Source organism: Enterococcus sp. 10F3_DIV0382 (genome assembly GCF_002140245.1).
GTDB classification, from domain to species: Bacteria; Bacillota; Bacilli; order Lactobacillales; family Enterococcaceae; genus Enterococcus_B; species Enterococcus_B lactis.
The window spans coordinates 506,671-523,754 of sequence record NZ_NGMF01000001.1; the positions used below are offsets into that span (position 1 = coordinate 506,671).

Consider the following 17,084-nt stretch of genomic DNA (forward strand, 5'->3'; position numbering starts at 1 on the left):
ACGAGTTGCGCTGCTTCACGAAATTTTTTGTCCGCTAAGGGTCTCAAAAAACATTCCTTCTTTATTTTACTAAAATCATCCCAGAAGTAAAACTAAGAATACGTTTTCTAAAGGAAAAACCCTTTTTTCTTAAGAATTTTTTGACCTTTTTACTTTTTTGACTAGAAAAAAATACGATTGACACTACTAGATATTGGGGGTATATTTAAAAAGGTTGGAGTTAAACACAATATTTAGTGATGAAGTGAGCTGGAGGTAAATGAGCGTGATCGTTTTAGCAGGTACAATTGGTGCCGGAAAATCAAGTTTGACAGAAATGATGGCTGAACACTTTGATAGTCAGGCATTTTATGAATCAATTGATGATAATGAAGTCTTGCCCTTATTTTATGCAAACCCTGAACAGTATGCTTTTTTGCTGCAAATTTATTTTTTGAATAAACGTTTTGCAAGCATCAAACAAGCAATGAAAGATGACAATAATGTATTGGACCGTTCGATTTATGAAGATTCGCTGCTTTTCCATCTAAATGCAGATCTAGGAAGAGCGACGGAAACGGAAGTTCGTGTGTATGATGAACTTCTGGAAAACATGATGGAAGAGCTGCCCTATGCTGCCCATAAAAAACACCCGGATTTATTAGTTCATATTCGTGTATCATTTGATACGATGCTAGAACGGATCGAGAAACGTGGTCGTTCATATGAACAATTGTCCTTTGACCCAAGTCTGTACGATTATTACAAAGAATTGAACAGACGGTATGATCAATGGTATGAAGAATACAAAGAAAGTCCAAAAATCCAAATCGATGGAGATCGCTATAATTTTGTGGAAGATTCTCAAGCAAAAGAAGAAGTCTTGAAAATGATCGAAGAAAAATTAGCAGAAATCCGCCAAACTGAATTAGCCATTTGATATAAAGCTACTCAAAAAAAGGATGCTCCTTTATTTGAGTAGCTTTTTTCTTTATACTAGAAACAAATATCAGGAGGATGGAGTATGCGGGAAAAACACTATTTTAATCAAGAACGTAATTTTTGGATCAATATACAGCAAGATGATGTGCTAGCTGTTAAAAATTTAAAAGAAGAATATGGCATCAGCGATGAGATGCTGACTTATTCTCTAGATAAAAATGAGCGGGCGCGCGTAGAATATGACTCTTTTGATGAAGCGTTACTACTTGTATCAAATGTCCCACACCAACAAAAAGTCGATAATCATTACGAAACTAGCCCTATCGCTTTTATTTTAAAAGAAGATGGTTTGTTTACATTTACCACGCCGAATACCGAGTATGTGATTCGACTGATTCGATCACTTTTGGAGCGAATGCCAGACATGAGTGTATACAGTTTATTGTTTCGTACATTATTTTTAATTTCTGATTCCTTTTTTCCTTTAATCGAGGAAGTAAATAGCGAACGTCAACGGCTCAACCTAAAGTTAAGGGAAAAAACAACAAACAAGAATCTACTGCAACTTTCAGATTTAGAGATTGGTTTGGTTTACTTAGTTACAGGAACAAAACAAAATGTAGTACTTTTGGAACAAATCAAGGCATTGGCCATTTATCGCAAGTTGTCAGAAAAGGAAAAGGAAGAGTTGGACGATGCACTGATCGAAGCACGACAAGCAGTTGAAATGACGAACTTAGCTTCGCAGATTTTAGATCAGCTTTCTGGCACTTATAATAATTTGCTGAATAATAATTTGAATGACACGATGAAGTTTTTGACTGTCTGGTCGCTGATCTTGACTGTACCGACTATTGTGACAGGATTTTTCGGGATGAATCTTAAGCTACCATTTACCCATTCCGTTTTCGGATGGGGAATCGCCTTGATCATCAGTCTGGTTTTATCTGTTTGGATGCTCATTGCACTATGGAGGCGGATTCGTTGATCTAGTCTTTGATCTGCAAACCAAGAGCTTGAGCAATCACAAGTGCTTGCTCCTGGTTGACAATCAGTCCTGCCAAATAATCTTGAGATAAAGCAATGGTAGTGAAGAAATTAGTCGTAAAGTCTAATCCCTTCAGAGAAGTTCGGAACCAATTCGAACCAGTTAACTGATTGTCAGACAAAAAAAGATTTTTCCAAGTGACCTCATAAAATTCGCTGTCTTCTAACTGGCAATGATCGAAGGATACGGCTTTCAAGTTTGTGCTGCTAAAGGAAGCCATCGAAGCAATGCAGTCAGTGAAAGTGCAGTCTCTAAGATAACTTTCGGCAAAATTCGTACCTGTTAATTTACATTGATGAAACACGACTTGGTGGAAACTGCCACCAACCCACTCCAGATTGGAAAAATCACACTTTTCAAAAATGACATTACTGCATTCAAAATGACGTAAAGCTGTTTTTTGCATGGTCAGTTTTTGGACATGACTCTCTCTTAATACCATATTTTTAGCATCAAGATAGCTTTGATCACCTCCATTGACCAGAAGACCAGAGAGGATTTCTTCATCTTCTAAATAAAAATCTCCTTTTGTCAGAGGAGGAAGAGAAGGTGGGATAGGTTCGATTTTTTTCATGTGAATTCACCTCGTTTTTCTTTAGTATAGCAAAGAAGTGGGAGTCACTGCTAGAAAGTCTGCTAGACCAATCATTTTCAGAAAAGGAAGAAAAACTGTATGAAAAACATTGACATAAGGATTGGTTTTTGCTATACTATGATGGTTGAGAAATAAAAGCAGAAGCACCCGCTTCTCGCCTTAGTTGATAATGTCACTGGGCTAGATAGTTTTCACTGGTTCTATTAGGTGAAGTACGCGCGGGTTCTGTAAGAGAACTCGTTTTTTTATTGCCGTTTATTCGGTAAGCTTTTCTTTCTCTCATAATATTTGGAGGTGAATGACCATAGCAAAGGATATGATGGTTAACGACGGCATTCGTGCACGAGAGTTACGATTGATCGGTTCAGATGGTGAGCAATTAGGAGTTAAGACAAAAGCAGAAGCATTGAATATTGCAGAACAAGCAAACTTGGATCTTGTGTTAGTTGCCCCTGGTGCGAAACCACCAGTTGCGCGAATCATGGACTACGGTAAATACCGTTTCGAACAACAAAAGAAAGACCGCGAAGCGCGTAAAAAACAAAAAGTGATCAATGTAAAAGAAGTTCGCTTAAGTCCTACGATCGACTTGAATGACTTCAATACAAAACTTCGTAATGCACGTAAGTTCTTGGAAAAGGGCGATAAAGTGAAAGCTTCTATCCGTTTCAAAGGCCGTGCCATTACCCATAAAGAAATTGGTCAAAAAGTCTTGAATCGCTTAGCTGAAGAAACTGCTGATATTGCAACAGTGGAACAAAAAGCGAAAATGGACGGACGCAGCATGTTCTTGACGCTGGCACCGAAAAACGACAGTAAGTAATTTGAATGACTAACTGGCTGTTGGACAGCCGATAGTCGGATAACGAAAGATTTTGAGGAGGAAATATAGTCATGCCAAAACAAAAAACACACCGCGGATCAGCAAAACGTTTCAAACGTACTGGTAAAGGCGGATTGAAACGCTTCCGCGCGTTTACAAGTCACCGTTTCCACGGCAAAACAAAAAAACAACGCCGTCAATTGCGTAAAGCAAGCATGGTTTCTAGTGGCGACTTCAAGCGTATTCGCCAACAACTAGCAAAAATGAAATAAGAAGTACAAATAACAGAATCTGAAGATTTATTTTTATTAGGAGGAATTATACATGGCACGTGTTAAAGGTGGAACAGTAACTCGTAAACGTCGTAAAAGAGTGCTAAAATTAGCAAAAGGTTACTACGGTTCAAAACACACTTTATTTAAAACAGCAAAAGAACAAGTAATGAATTCATACAACTACGCATATCGCGATCGTCGTCAAAAGAAACGCGACTTCCGTAAATTGTGGATTGCTCGTATCAACGCAGCAGCTCGTATGAATGGCTTGAGCTACTCAAAATTAATGCACGGTTTGAAAGTTGCTGAAATCGACATCAACCGTAAAATGTTAGCTGACTTGGCTGTAAACGATGCAGCAGCATTTACTGCATTGGCTGACCAAGCAAAAGACGCTTTGGCTAAATAAGCTAAACAATTATAAAGAGGAAAGAAGATAACGAAAAGTTATGTTCTTTCCTCTTTTTTTGTTTCCAATTCTTCACCATAGAAAACGGGATAACAACGTATAAGTCTAAAATAGCATAATTAAGGTTTTTTAATTGAAATCCGAACATTTATGGTCACCCTCTAATGAAAGCGCTAACTACATAAGCTAGAATGAACTTGACTGATATATTAGTTTGTTTATCAGAAAAATAAAATGGACGGAGGAATAACATGAGTGATATTATTATTGGTATTTTGTTAGTTATCTCATTCTTTTTCATGGTCTGGTACTGTGTAAAGGGATACAACTTGATGGTCGGTTTTGCCATCATGGCGACTGTATGGATGGGATTAGCACTAGTGGGAAACACGCTTTCGCCGAACCCGGCAATGGAAGGACAAGGAGTAATTGATGTATTGACGCATATCTATACGACTGGACCTGCTGAGTACGCCAAATCGATCTTGGTAAATGTCTTCTTTGGTGCCTTTTTTGGGCGTGTTCTAGTAGATAGCGGGATAGCAGCCACACTGATTCGTAAAGTAGTCGAACTTGGAGGGGACAAACCAAGAATCACGATGAGTTTGCTGTGTGTTGTAACCGCTGTTATATTCATGTCGATGACAGGAATTGGACCAGTGATTTCTATCGCAGTCATTGTTTTACCGATCTTGATGTCTTTAGGAATCTCAGTACCAGTTGCGCTGTTCTCATTTATGGGCTCGATCATGGCTGGGATCTTTGCTAATATTGTCAACTTCAAACAGTATCAAACGATTTACGCTGGTTTCAACCCAGCAGCTGAAAGCTACACTTATAATGACTATTTCCAAATCGGTATGATTGGGATGGTTGTAAGTTTAGTTGTTGTACTAACGGTGGCTAATATATCAATGAATAAAAAGAAACGCTATGCAATGGCAGCAAACGTACCGGCTGAAGGCGGCGACGCACCAATGATCTCATGGTTAGCCGTATTATTACCAGTTTTAGGGGTCGTTTTGTTAGATCTTCCAATCATCTTAGGTTTTATTCTAGCAGGTATTTGGGCATTGCTGTTTACTGGAAAATTGCGCGGAGGTTATAAAGAAATCTGTCGTCAATTTGCGAAATTATTTACAGATGGCGCAGTCGATGTCGCACCAATGGTCGGTTTCTTGATGACCTTAGCGATGTTCAATAACTCAGCTGCGTACGCTTCTCCTTATTTTTCAGCTATTTTCGGAGACTTGATACCGCAATCACCATTAGTCTTGGCAATCGTATTTGCTATATTGACACCACTAGGATTTTTCCGCGGTCCAATGAATCTAGTCGGTTCAGGATCAGCTATTTTAGCTGTTGTATTAGCTGTAAACCCAACAATGTCGCCAGCCTTTTTGTTCCCATTGTTTGCAATCACAACGATTGCCCCTCAGCATTTAGATATTACACAATCTTGGGTCGCTTGGGGATTAGGGTATACAAAAGTAACGTCTCGAGAGTACATGAAGAAATCCATCCCAACTGGTTGGATCGTCGGTGCGATCTTATGTTTGATTACATTCTTCTTGTACGGGAACGCCTAGTAAACAAAACGTCGATAGAAATGAGTAGATGAATGGAGGAAAAGAAAATGAAACGTTTTGTGCGAATGGGAATTGATGTCGGTGGTACGCATACGAAAGCAGTGGCAATTGATAATGCGACACATGAAATCATCGGAAAGTCTTCAGTGAAAACGACCCACGATGATGTTCGTGGGGTAGCTGCAGGAGTCGTTCAATCTTTTCAAAATTGTTTGCGGGAAAATAATATTAGTCCAGAAGACGTTGTTTTTGTTGCACATTCTACTACGCAAGCGACGAATGCGCTGATTGAAGGGGACGTAGCAAAAGTCGGTGTAATCGGTATGGCAAAAGGGGGATTAGAAGGCTTTTTAGCAAAACGACAAACTAGATTGAACGATATCGATTTAGGGAATAAGAAAAAAATAGAGATCGTCAATGCATTCTTACCTGTCAAACACTTAAATGTAGACCGTGTTTCAGAAACGATTTCTTCTCTAGAAAGAGAAAGAGCGGAAGTTTTGGTTTCTTCTATGGCATTTGGAGTAGATAATGGGGAGCCAGAACGGGTCGTTTATGAAGCAGCATCGGTAAAATCGATTCCTACAACGATGGCTTCTGATATCACAAAATTATATGGATTGACAAGAAGAACTCGGACAGCAGCGATCAATGCGTCTATTTTACCCAAAATGCTAGATACGGCAACATCGACAGAAGACTCCGTACGAGAAGCAGGAGTCAATGTCTCTTTGATGATCATGCGCGGAGACGGCGGGGTAATGGAAATCAATGAAATGAAAAAACGACCTGTTTTAACCATGCTTTCCGGTCCAGCAGCATCAGTCATGGGCTCTTTGATGTACTTGAGAGCGTCTAATGGGGTTTATTTTGAAGTAGGCGGAACAACAACCAATATCGGGGTCATTAAAAATGGACGTCCAGCAATCGATTATTCAATTGTAGGTGGCCACCCAACATATATCTCTTCATTAGATGTTCGGGTTCTAGGTGTGGCAGGCGGTTCGATGGTACGGGCCAATCAGTCAGGAATCATCGATGTCGGTCCACGTTCTGCACATATTGCCGGTTTAGATTATGCAGTATTTACGGAGACAGAAAAAATCAAAGGTCCTAAGGTTGAATTTTTCTCTCCTAAAGAAGGAGACCCTGCTGATTACGTCAAGGTAGTGATGGAAGACGGAGAAGAAGTGACTATTACAAATACATGTGCAGCCAATGTCCTTGGATTAGTGCAAGAAGAACATTTTTCTTATGGAAATGTCCCATCTGCACGAAAAGCCATACAGGCATTAGCAGACTATTGTCATACGACGGTTGAAGACATCGCAGAGCAGATCATGGAAAAATCCTATGCTAAGATTGAACCAGTGATTTTAGAATTGGCAGACAAGTATCATTTGGAGAAAGATCAGATTTCTCTTGTAGGTGTAGGGGGCGGCGCTGCCTCTTTGATTACTTACTTCAGCAATAAAATGGGTGTGAAATATTCCATCCCTGAAAATGCTGAAGTGATCTCTTCTATTGGTGTGGCACTTGCAATGGTCCGAGATGTTGTAGAACGTATCATTCCTTCACCAAGTAAAGAAGATATCCGATCATTGAAAAATGAAGCGATGAATAAGGCGATTGAATCAGGTGCTACGCCAGAATCGATCGAAGTCCACGTAGAAATCGATCCACAGACTTCAAAAGTAACGGCTATCGCTACTGGTTCTACGGAAGTGAAAGCAACCGATCTAACCAAGGAGATCACAACAGAAGAAGCACTAGAGCTTGCTGCAGAGGATATGCGATTAAATAAAAATGAAGTTTGCTTATTGGAAAATACACCTTTCTTTTATGTATGCGGCGAACAGCATCGTTCAAAAAATGCTGGAAGTCTTCGGATCATCGACCAAAAAGGATTTATCAAGGTCCAACGTGGACATGCTTCTTGTCTGAAAACAACTGCAGCCAATTATATGGCAGCAGTCGAACAACTTTGGGAAGATATGGCAGTTTATCAAACGGAGTTGATTGCCCGACCAGAATTTTATCTCTGTTTAGGAGCAAGAGTCTCTGATTTTACAGCGACGGATCTGGAACAACTACAGCTTTTGATGGATCTGGAAGTATCTACTATGGAACCAGAGGAAGAAGTGATCGTCGTTGCCGGAAATATCAAACAAACATAAGTTAGAAGAGTTACTAAACAAATTACAACAGATCCCCGAAGAAATTTGGGGATTCTATCAGTTTCAGCGAGATTTGTTTTGGAAAAAGATTCCTTTGTCCAAGCAGAAAATCCTCATACAACAATCAATCGATTGTGGTATCGAAACGGCATGTAGCATCAAAAAAAAGTACCCTTTTGCCGATGTAGGAGAAATTTGTGAACAAATGGCTATTCCAATCGTTCCTTGTGAATCAGAGCAAATAAACGAACGAATCACTTTTGCAACTTATGCAGAAGATGAAGGGATCCGATTGATGACGGAGCCGTTAGAAAAATTAAAATGTTCAGGACTTACTTCGATCTCTAAAGAAACAGCGCAAGCTTTGATTATTGGACATGAACTATTTCACCACATTGAAGCTTCTGTTAAGGGAATTTATACGCAAAACGAAAAAATTGTGCTATGGCGGCTGCCTTTTTATACACACCAATCAACCATTCGTGCATTGAGCGAGATAGCAGCGATGAGTTTTTCAAAAGAGATGAATCAAAGCCGTTTTTCGCCTTATGTATTAGAGGCAGTCTTGCTTTGGCCATATAATGAAACCCGTAGCCAAGGGATTTTAGAAGAAATAAAAGAAATAGAAAAAAGATGTGCGGAGTATGATTTCGCTCACAAATAAAGAGGTTGTGACAGAAGTGGTCAGCTTCAAGAAATAAGAAGGAATTTACGAAAATTGCTTCTTAAATTTTTGTGACATTTCGGCTTATTTCAAAGAAGCTACTTCTGGAACACCGTGAATCAGAGGTTGTGAAAAAGCTGTCCTGCATCAAGTAATAAGAACAGCCAAACAAAAATAGCTCCTCATATTTTTCGTTTGGTTGGACTTATTACCGCAGATGCAAGCTTTTGAACACCGTTTAAGGAAGAGGTTGTGAAATCAGCGTTTGAGCTAATACCGAGGGTCAGCTGATTGAACACTGTTTAAGAAAGAGGTCGTGAGCCTGCCGTTTGACTATGAGTCACAAGTCACAATATTCAATAAACATGAGAATCTGTTTTTGGAAATTGCTCCTTGTGACTGAGGAGTTGGCAGGAGAAAACTGAAAGGGACTGTGACACGATTTTTGTCACAGTCCCTTTATTTGATGGGTCTTTCCTGAATATCTTCAAAATAATCGGGGTAATTATGAATCACGTATTCTTGCTCTTCGATAATCATATGTAAATGCATCGTACAAAGAAACCCGACTTCATCAAAGTTATGATCAATCATTGATTGAAGCATTGTCTGATGTTCATCCAATACTCGACCCCAATCTAATTCTGAAATCGTCAAACGCAACCATCTGAAACGGTTCAAGTGCGTACTATAACTTTCCAGCCAGTCCCAAATCTCTCGTTTTCCTGCAATTTCATAACAAGTTCGGTGGAAATCAGTATCCAAATCAAAAAAAGCTTTTTTATTTTGAGCGATCACTGCCTGATCGGTTTGTTCTAATATTTTTTCTAGTTTAGCTTGATCTTGCGCTGTCATTTTCGCACTACATTCTTGCAGGATCGGTTTTTCCAGCTTTTCCCGCGTATAACGGGCTAATGAAGCAGATCGGATATCGATTTTTGAAACATAGGTGCCGGACTGTGGAATGGTTTTTACAAGCTCCTGATTACGAAGCTGGATCAGTGCTTCCCGAATCGGTGTGCGCCCGATAGCTAGTTGTTCTTCTAACACTTTATCGGAGATTTTACTTCCAGGTACTAACTCGGAATAAATGATCTGTTTACGGATAGATTCATAAGCTTGCTGCTGTAAATTATTGATACCCATTAAAACTTCCTTTCTGTGTAAGTATAATCTATTATAACATAAATCGCTTACAAAACGTGTGGGTGCAAAGACGTATTCTTGAAAAAAAGCCCTGATAGGCATGCCTATTAGAGCCTCGAAAAGAAATACTGAATCAATCTGGTCGTACCTCTTGGATCGGTTTGACACGACCGCCAATTCTTTTAGCAAAAGCTTCGGATTCTTTTTTGTCTTTGAAAATGAGCAGATTGTCTAAGTTTTTTTCCCGAGTGCGGCAGCCAGTTTTATCGATGTAACCGTGCATTACTTTAACGACATACATGGGGATCACCTGCTTTTTTCTTTTCATTATACGAACTACTCGACACAATACAAGAAAAATGCTTAGACGGTTTTTTATTAAGAAATAGCATTATCCAGAGAAGCGTACGCTTGGAATAACTGATCTAGCTCCGGATTGACTTTGCTCAGCTTCACTAATCGTTGCGAATCAGAAAGTAAGAAACAGTGTTTACTGCTACCAATAGTTTTTAATTTTTTGTCTTCAGTTCCCACAATTTCGTAGCTAAAATCCAAACGTGTCCCCGTATATTTTTGGATAGTTGGATGGATGCTCACTTTTTCTCCGTAATGGATCATTTCTTTATAGCTGCAATTTACTTCCAGAACGGGAATGATGATTCCAGATTCTTCGATTTTTTATAGGGAAACCCTAGATGTACCAATAAGGCTACCCGAGCCTCTTCAAACCAGCGGATATAATTGCTATGATGAATAATCCCCATTTGATCTGTTTCATAATAAAAAGGTTCTCGTACATAACCTGTAAATTTCTCCATGATTCATGCCTCGTTTTCCATTGATTTTTTACAAAAAATAATTCATCCACTTCGGAAGTGCTTCGCTGATCTGTGTCGGCAAAACGACATATTGTTCTTTTGCTAGCTGGTCTCCGATGAAACTATGAAGATAAACAGCTGCCGCAATCGTTTGGTCATTTTGAGGGAATTGGGCCAAGAACCCTGTGATCATCCCTGCTAAAGTGTCACCCATTCCACCTGTTGCCATAGCAGCTGAACCTAAAGGATTGGTGTAGAAGTGTTGGTGACCATAAATTTTTGTCTCATGACTTTTCAAAACGACCGCAGCACCGATTTCCTGTTGCTTCTTTTTGTTTTCTTCATCTCGCTGTTCTTGTATCGGTAGAGCACTCAACCGTTGCCACTCCATTTGATGAGGTGTAAGTACTGTTTGTTCGGGATAGGGTAGCGAAAGATGGTTAGCAGCCAGTAAACTTAAAGCAGAGCCATCGATCACCAGCCATTGTTCTTTTAATTGGTTTTCTAGTACTTGTTTGAAACGTTCCAAACTCTTGGAAGAAGTGCCCAATCCGGGACCAATCAAGAGTACATCTGCTTGCTTTATCACGGAAAGAAACTGGTCAGTATCCGTCCAATCTACGATCATTGCTTCTGGCAGATGACTGTGAAGGGCACTCCGATTTTTTTCATCCGTTACTACTGTTGTGAGACCTGCTCCACTGTGTACGGCAGCTAAAGCACTCATGATGATTGCTCCGCCGTATTGTTCATTGCCGCCAATCAAAACGACACGTCCAAATGTTCCTTTATGTGAAATTTTTGGACGAGGTGTGATGACTCTTTTCACTAGTTGTTCGTCTATCAGCATCAAAAAACCTCCTTTTACTCATTATAACGTATATTTTTTTTAGAGAAAAACAGATAAGAAAAGGAATTGTCAGATTTTTTGAACTATTTTTTTCTGTAATTTGTGGTATCATGAACACGAAGACTTAAATAAGTGGAGGATTAACTTTATGACAATTGATTGGCAAAAAGAAGTAGAAGCACGTAAAGAAGACTTGCTTGAAGACTTAAAAAATCTTTTACGTGTCAACAGCGAGCGAGACGACTCAAAAGTAACACCAGATGCACCATTTGGACCTGGACCTCGCGACGCATTGAAACATATGTTAGCTTATGGTGAACGTGATGGATTTAAAGTAAAAAATGTCGATAACTATGCAGGGCATATTGATCTTGGCGAAGGAGACGAAACACTAGGGATATTTGGACACATGGATGTCGTTCCTGCAGGAGATGGCTGGGACACAGATCCTTATGAACCAGTGATCAAGGATGGAAAGATCTTTGCACGCGGATCAAGTGATGACAAAGGCCCAAGTATGGCAGCATACTATGCGATGAAAATCATTAAAGAACTTGACTTGAAACTATCGAAAAAAGTACGTTTCGTAGTCGGTAGTGATGAAGAAAGCGGCTGGGGCGATATGGCTTATTATTTCGAACATGAAGAAGAACCAGATTTTGGTTTCTCGCCAGATGCTGAATTTCCGATTATCAATGGTGAAAAAGGAAATGTTTCTTTAGCTTTACGATTCAAAGGCGACAATGCAGGAGATTACGTATTGAAATCTTTTGTTTCCGGACTTCGCGAAAACATGGTGCCAGGAACAGCAACTGCAGCACTTCAAGTACCAAGTGCAGATGCAGCTATCGCGATGGAAGAAGCATTTTACCAATTCATCGAAGCCAATCCAGTAAGCGGAACAATTGAAGCAGACAATACGTATGTAAAAATAGAATTAGTTGGTAAAGGCGCACATGGTGCAAGCCCACAATCCGGTATCAATGCTGGTTCTTTCTTGGCATTGTTCTTAGATAACTATGAATTCTTAGGATCTGCTAAACAATTTATCCATGTAGCAGCTGCTTATGTCCATGAAGATTTCTATGGAGAAAAACTAGGAGTCGCTTATGAAGATGAAAAAATGGGCAAATTGACAATGAATGCTGGACTATTTGCTTTTGAAGAAAATGGTACAGAGGAAGCGAACTTCATCAATATGAATTTCCGTTTTCCAAAAGGTGTAACAGTAGACGGATTGCAAAGTGATATCGAACAAACAGTCGGCCAAGAAGGTGCAACAGTTACTCGAGGTGCTCGCGTAATGGAACCACATTACGTACCGATGGATGATCCATTGGTGGCTACATTATTGCAAGTCTATGAAGACCACACTGGAGAAAAAGGCTACGAACAAATCATCGGTGGCGGAACTTACGGACGTTTGTTGAAACGTGGCGTTGCTTATGGAGCGATGTTCCCAGGATATACTGATACAATGCACCAAGCAAACGAATTTATGAGTCTTGATGACTTGTTCAGAGCAACAGCAATCTATGCAGATGCCATCTACCGTTTGGCGAAATAAAAATACTAAAAAACTCCGGCTATCTCTGATAGCTGGAGTTTTTATGTTTAAAAATGAGTCAGTACATCGGTCTTCCTAAAAGTAATTCAGTTCGTCTTTTGATTTATCAGGAGGGATCAAAAAGGCGAAAGCACTAAGTATAGCAAAACTTGTGATGATTTGCGTACGATACGTAAACCAATAATGAATCTGTGAGTGATTAGCTAAAATGTTGTACCAAATATACGGCGTTACAGCAGCTAAGACAAACAAAACTAGAAGTTGGAACGGATGCCAGCTATTTCGTTTACGATAAGCAAAATAGAGAAAAACAAGGCAAGTAATCAATAGCAATAATATTGCTACTTTTGGATACATCAATCTAATATTGCTTTTCAGCATCTCTAATCGATGCAACGGGTATTTGTCGTTTCCTTCCGTTCGAAAGAGGATTTGGTTGATTGCATCTTTTACAATGTTTTTGTTCAATATGATCGATGATAGGATCCATTTAGTCACCCATGTCAAACCATAGCCTAATCCCCAAAAGATACCGGTAAAAACAAAACTGCCTACTTGTTTGCTCAATGAACTGCGTTTATCCATTAAATACTTATTTGTTACATAATAAATAATGATCACAGGTATTCCCCAAGAGATGACCGGTGTTGTCAACAAGTCAAAAAAGTTAGCTAAAGAACCAATGACAAAGAAATACAAGAATAATTGTTGATTGGTCTTGAACAATTGTGGTTTTGTTAAAAATAGTAATACAGACAATAATGTCAAAATCCAAATATTTGAAAACTGCATACTGAAGAAAAAGATTGCGGCATTTCCTATAACAAGCGAGATTAATAAGGCTATCGCTAAATAGATGTCGCTACGCTTGATTAAAAAGTAGCTCGTGAATCCAATCAACAGAAAAAGAACAGCTTCGTAGATCATCCGAATGCTACCTAAACTCATCACTAGCAATAAAGGTCTCAAAAAGAGCTGATAACCATGCCAATAACGAGGATAATCCGCCATAGACATCGCATTCTCCAATGGGTTCAATTCAGGGTCTGCTTTTGTTTTTCGTATCATCAAATGATCAGTAAAGTTATCTAACCGAGTACCTAGCATATTTCCTTGATTGATAGAAGGATACATCCCTTCTTTTTCAACCATCTGTAGAGATTTTTCTGCATTTGATTCAATAGAATGCTGCGGAATGACAAAAGTAATTGTCAGTAGTACGCAATAGCTAGCAATCAAGAAAACAAAAGCAAAAAATATCTTTTTAAATAGTTTCATGAGTATCTCCTATATCTGTTTTCATTTTTTCTCTTTTATCTAGTAAAAAAGGAGAGAGGATATAGACAGGCAAACTTAATGCTAAAACAAACACATACCGTAAACTAAAAGCCACAGGAGTAGCAATCATAATAGTAGCAAAAACAAGCATACCGGGAAGAAAAAGGAGTAAATACCGATATTTCTTCTTAAAGATTGCTAAAAGTGCACTGCCGATAGCTAACCACAATAATGTGCCGGAACCAAAGAAATCACGAGCATCAATGATTTTTTTCATTCCTGACAATCCAGTAAGATGTTCAATCAAATCTACTTGCTTTATCCCATAATTATTCGTATTTACACGAGTATCTAAAAAGCCGTAACTATTTTTTGTACCAGGTACCCAGAACCCGAACGTTTCTAAAATATAAGCATCTGTATAAATTTTTATATTATTTGGTAAATTTCTTGCCCATAGTGATAAAAATTCTTTTTTATGTGTATTCAAAAATTCATTGTTAAAATTTTTATGCCACTTGATTGAGTCTACGAGACTAGGAGAATACGATTCATAATCTTTTATCGGGAGTAGCTGATTCATGAATGCTTTATCTTTCTTAGACAAGTCACCCTCCATAACAATGGTTCTAGAAATTTGCTGCAAAGGAATACCTAATTGTTCGGCAGTTTCTGTAGGAATAGCATAACGAGCCAGCAACGGGTGGATGAGTAGTCCAGCAATCACTATATAACCGAGTACCACTTGAAAGAACGCTTGATACCTTTTTTGTTTCAAAACAATCAAGCCGCAAATCAAACTTGTGCCGATTACTACATAAATCCCATTATTTCTTAGATAGGTAGTCAGTAAAGCAAGGATGATTACGTAAATCTGATTGAGAATCGTTGGCTTTTCTCGTTGAAAAATAAAGTCAAAAACCGCTAAGGAAAATAAAAAGCAGGCGATAGAGAACAAAGTATCTTTTTGCATGTTCAAGGCGTAGATTGGAAAAACCGGTGCAAATGCAAAATAGCATAAACTAATGAGTACCGGAAAAAAATGGATGTTTCTTTTTAACAGCCAGCAAAGAGAATAGCTTATCGCTGAAGCTGTTATCAATGTTTGGAAAATAGAAAATAAAAATACACCGTGATTGATCGTATCAGTTGGTAAATCATGAACAAATAGCTTGACCAGCAAGGTGAATAAGACTGGATGATGATTGCTTATAGGAACATCACCCATAGATTGGGCGACCGAACTTAACGAATCAGGCAAAACCACTCCAGGATACAATGCCAACAGATAAGGAAGCCAACACAGAACTAAAAAGACAGTAAAGAATAAAAAATATTTTCTTGAAGAGAAAGCCTGTGCGTTTTTAGCAGTAAAAAATATTTCCAGTTTTGGCATTGATAAATAAATCGATTGTAAAAATAAAAAAGAATACACAAAAACGGAGAAAAAAACAAGAAAGTAAAAAATACTTCCATCAGCAATCGTTGTCTTTGTATAGTTTGCTGAGACATACTGAAATTGTATCTGTCTGCCAATAGAAAGTGTAAGAGCAAAAGCTACAGAAAAAAACAATCGGGCAATAGTTGCAACTTTGTTTTTTATTGAAAACAACTCTATTCCATATTGCTTAAAAGCAAGTAGCAAAACCATGGCTAAACCAATGATTACTACTGGATTCAAAGTTCCTAAACCATAAGAAGTAAAAAAAGCAAAACCTGACGCAAATAAAGTGGCAAAAAAAGCAGGAAATAGATTCTCCTTTTTCTTATGCATAAAAAAGGCCTCCTACTTCATTTCTTTATTTTGATATTCGTGGTAGACATGGTATAAATTCAATTCATATTCTTTTTTGGCATTTGTGACGACCGTATCCAAAATCAACCCTGTTACTAATGAAAGAAGGGCTAAAGTCATCAATCCCGTACTTAAAATCGCAGAAGGGATGCGTGTAATAAAGCTTGTCAGCATATATTCACGAATCACAGGAATCCCCGTGACCAATCCAAATAAAAAGAAGAAGATGGTCCAGACCCCAAAGAAAAGCAAAGGTTTATAATCTTTGCACATTTTGATGATCATCATGATCACTTTGAATCCGTCAGAGAATGTATTCAATTTTGATTCGCTACCTTCAGGACGATCGCGATAATCGATTGGGATCTCAACGAACTTGAATTTTTTATCTAAAGCATGGATCGTCAATTCTGTTTCGATTTGAAAACCAGAACTCATAATAGGGAAGCTTTTGACAAAAATTCGATTGAATCCTCGATAGCCGGTCATGACATCGCGAATTTTTGTTTTATATAAGTAAGTAATTGTATTTTTAACAAGATTATTCCCAAAATCATGGAAAGGACGCTTATTTTCATCAAAATAGGTTCCATTTGATAGTCGATCGCCAATGACCATATCTGCTTCGCCAGAACGTAATTTCTCAAGCAAACCATGTGCAGCTTCTGCAGGATAAGTATCATCACCATCTACCATTAAATAATAATCGGCATCAATATCAAAAAACATTTGACGGATTACATTCCCTTTTCCTTGACGTGGTTCTTTCTTTACGATTGCTCCGCCTTGAACGGCCAATTCGTATGTTCGATCGGTCGAATTATTATCATAGACATAAATATCTGCTTCTGGTAATTCCCTTTTAAAATCTTCAATAACAGTTGAAATTGTCGCCTCTTCGTTATAACAAGGAATGAGCACGGCAATTTTTTCACGTGATTCCATTTGTCACTCTCCTTATATAATAAAACTAATCTTATTTCAAGAATACCGTATAATAACTACAAATACTAGCTATTCCAAGAGGAAATAGCCCTATTTTTATAAAAATCACCCACTATAAAAGAAGGATAGGATACCTCTCTTTTAGATAGTGGGTGCGTATTCGTTATTTCATTTTTTTGACGTA

16 protein-coding genes, 1 pseudogene and 1 other annotated feature are annotated in these 17,084 nt (G+C 38.5%); of the genes and pseudogenes, 9 read left to right on the forward strand and 8 right to left on the reverse strand.

From position 1 onward, the window contains the following. The first annotated feature begins 259 nt into the window (after positions 1–259). Both A5849_RS02520 and A5849_RS02525 read left to right on the forward strand, forming a co-directional pair. Positions 260–919, forward strand: a complete 660-nt coding sequence (locus A5849_RS02520) for a deoxynucleoside kinase (protein WP_002316609.1) — start codon at positions 260–262, stop codon at positions 917–919. Between the two features lie 84 nt (positions 920–1,003). Continuing rightward, a complete protein-coding gene (locus A5849_RS02525; RefSeq protein WP_002313988.1) occupies positions 1,004–1,909 on the forward strand; it encodes a magnesium transporter CorA family protein in 906 nt (301 codons plus the stop codon). A gap of 1 nt (position 1,910) precedes the next feature. Here A5849_RS02525 and A5849_RS02530 read toward each other — a convergent pair whose 3' ends face one another. After that, positions 1,911–2,543 (reverse strand): pentapeptide repeat-containing protein, encoded by a 633-nt coding sequence (locus A5849_RS02530; protein WP_086309934.1) that lies wholly within the window; start codon positions 2,541–2,543, stop codon positions 1,911–1,913. A gap of 150 nt (positions 2,544–2,693) precedes the next feature. After that, positions 2,694–2,819 (forward strand) — a sequence feature (ribosomal protein L20 leader region). A gap of 43 nt (positions 2,820–2,862) precedes the next feature. Between A5849_RS02530 and infC the strand changes: the two genes are divergently transcribed. The 6 genes from infC (at position 2,863) to A5849_RS02560 (ending at position 8,501) form a co-directional block, all read left to right on the forward strand. Then, positions 2,863–3,387, forward strand: a complete 525-nt coding sequence (gene infC / locus A5849_RS02535) for a translation initiation factor IF-3 (RefSeq protein ID WP_002293357.1) — start codon at positions 2,863–2,865, stop codon at positions 3,385–3,387. Positions 3,388–3,458: 71 nt separating this feature from the next. Beyond that, positions 3,459–3,659: a 50S ribosomal protein L35 gene (rpmI, locus tag A5849_RS02540; protein WP_002289309.1), complete on the forward strand. Its 201-nt coding sequence runs from the start codon at positions 3,459–3,461 to the stop codon at positions 3,657–3,659. Between the two features lie 52 nt (positions 3,660–3,711). After that, positions 3,712–4,071, forward strand: a complete 360-nt coding sequence (gene rplT / locus A5849_RS02545) for a 50S ribosomal protein L20 (RefSeq protein ID WP_002293355.1) — start codon at positions 3,712–3,714, stop codon at positions 4,069–4,071. Positions 4,072–4,322: 251 nt separating this feature from the next. After that, positions 4,323–5,660, forward strand: a complete 1,338-nt coding sequence (locus tag A5849_RS02550) for a citrate transporter (RefSeq protein WP_086309935.1) — start codon at positions 4,323–4,325, stop codon at positions 5,658–5,660. A gap of 47 nt (positions 5,661–5,707) precedes the next feature. Beyond that, on the forward strand, positions 5,708–7,837 hold the full coding sequence (locus A5849_RS02555; protein ID WP_002309717.1) for a hydantoinase/oxoprolinase family protein: 2,130 nt from the start codon (positions 5,708–5,710) through the stop codon (positions 7,835–7,837). Then, positions 7,812–8,501 carry a hypothetical protein gene (locus tag A5849_RS02560; protein WP_002312478.1) on the forward strand — a complete coding sequence of 230 codons (690 nt, stop codon included), beginning with the start codon at positions 7,812–7,814 and terminating at the stop codon, positions 8,499–8,501. Before A5849_RS02555 ends, A5849_RS02560 begins: the two co-directional genes overlap by 26 nt. Positions 8,502–8,960: 459 nt before the next feature. Here A5849_RS02560 and A5849_RS02570 read toward each other — a convergent pair whose 3' ends face one another. The 4 genes and pseudogenes from A5849_RS02570 to A5849_RS02580 form a co-directional block, all read right to left on the reverse strand. Further along, positions 8,961–9,647 (reverse strand): GntR family transcriptional regulator, encoded by a 687-nt coding sequence (locus A5849_RS02570; protein ID WP_086309936.1) that lies wholly within the window; start codon positions 9,645–9,647, stop codon positions 8,961–8,963. Positions 9,648–9,780: 133 nt separating this feature from the next. Then, positions 9,781–9,948, reverse strand: coding sequence for a hypothetical protein (locus tag A5849_RS14655; RefSeq protein ID WP_002292624.1), 168 nt, complete (start codon positions 9,946–9,948; stop codon positions 9,781–9,783). 77 nt (positions 9,949–10,025) lie between these two features. Further along, positions 10,026–10,465: pseudogene (locus A5849_RS02575) on the reverse strand (acyl-CoA thioesterase). A 28-nt stretch (positions 10,466–10,493) separates the two neighbouring features. After that, positions 10,494–11,315: an NAD(P)H-hydrate dehydratase gene (locus A5849_RS02580; RefSeq protein WP_042958719.1), complete on the reverse strand. Its 822-nt coding sequence runs from the start codon at positions 11,313–11,315 to the stop codon at positions 10,494–10,496. A gap of 148 nt (positions 11,316–11,463) precedes the next feature. Here A5849_RS02580 and pepV point away from each other — a divergent pair, with 148 nt between their 5' ends. Further along, a complete protein-coding gene (gene pepV, locus A5849_RS02585; protein WP_002294157.1) occupies positions 11,464–12,882 on the forward strand; it encodes a dipeptidase PepV in 1,419 nt (472 codons plus the stop codon). A 75-nt stretch (positions 12,883–12,957) separates the two neighbouring features. On the opposite strand, the gene A5849_RS02590 is transcribed toward pepV, so the two are convergent. Genes A5849_RS02590 through A5849_RS02600 form a run of 3 tightly spaced genes read right to left on the reverse strand, consistent with a single transcriptional unit; the run spans position 12,958 to position 16,900 of the window. Continuing rightward, a complete protein-coding gene (locus A5849_RS02590) occupies positions 12,958–14,160 on the reverse strand; it encodes a hypothetical protein (RefSeq protein ID WP_086309937.1) in 1,203 nt (400 codons plus the stop codon). Further along, positions 14,147–15,934 carry a DUF6020 family protein gene (locus A5849_RS02595; protein ID WP_086309938.1) on the reverse strand — a complete coding sequence of 596 codons (1,788 nt, stop codon included), beginning with the start codon at positions 15,932–15,934 and terminating at the stop codon, positions 14,147–14,149. Before A5849_RS02595 ends, A5849_RS02590 begins: the two co-directional genes overlap by 14 nt. A gap of 12 nt (positions 15,935–15,946) precedes the next feature. Beyond that, positions 15,947–16,900 (reverse strand): glycosyltransferase family 2 protein, encoded by a 954-nt coding sequence (locus A5849_RS02600; protein ID WP_002312486.1) that lies wholly within the window; start codon positions 16,898–16,900, stop codon positions 15,947–15,949. Positions 16,901–17,084: the final 184 nt, after the last annotated feature.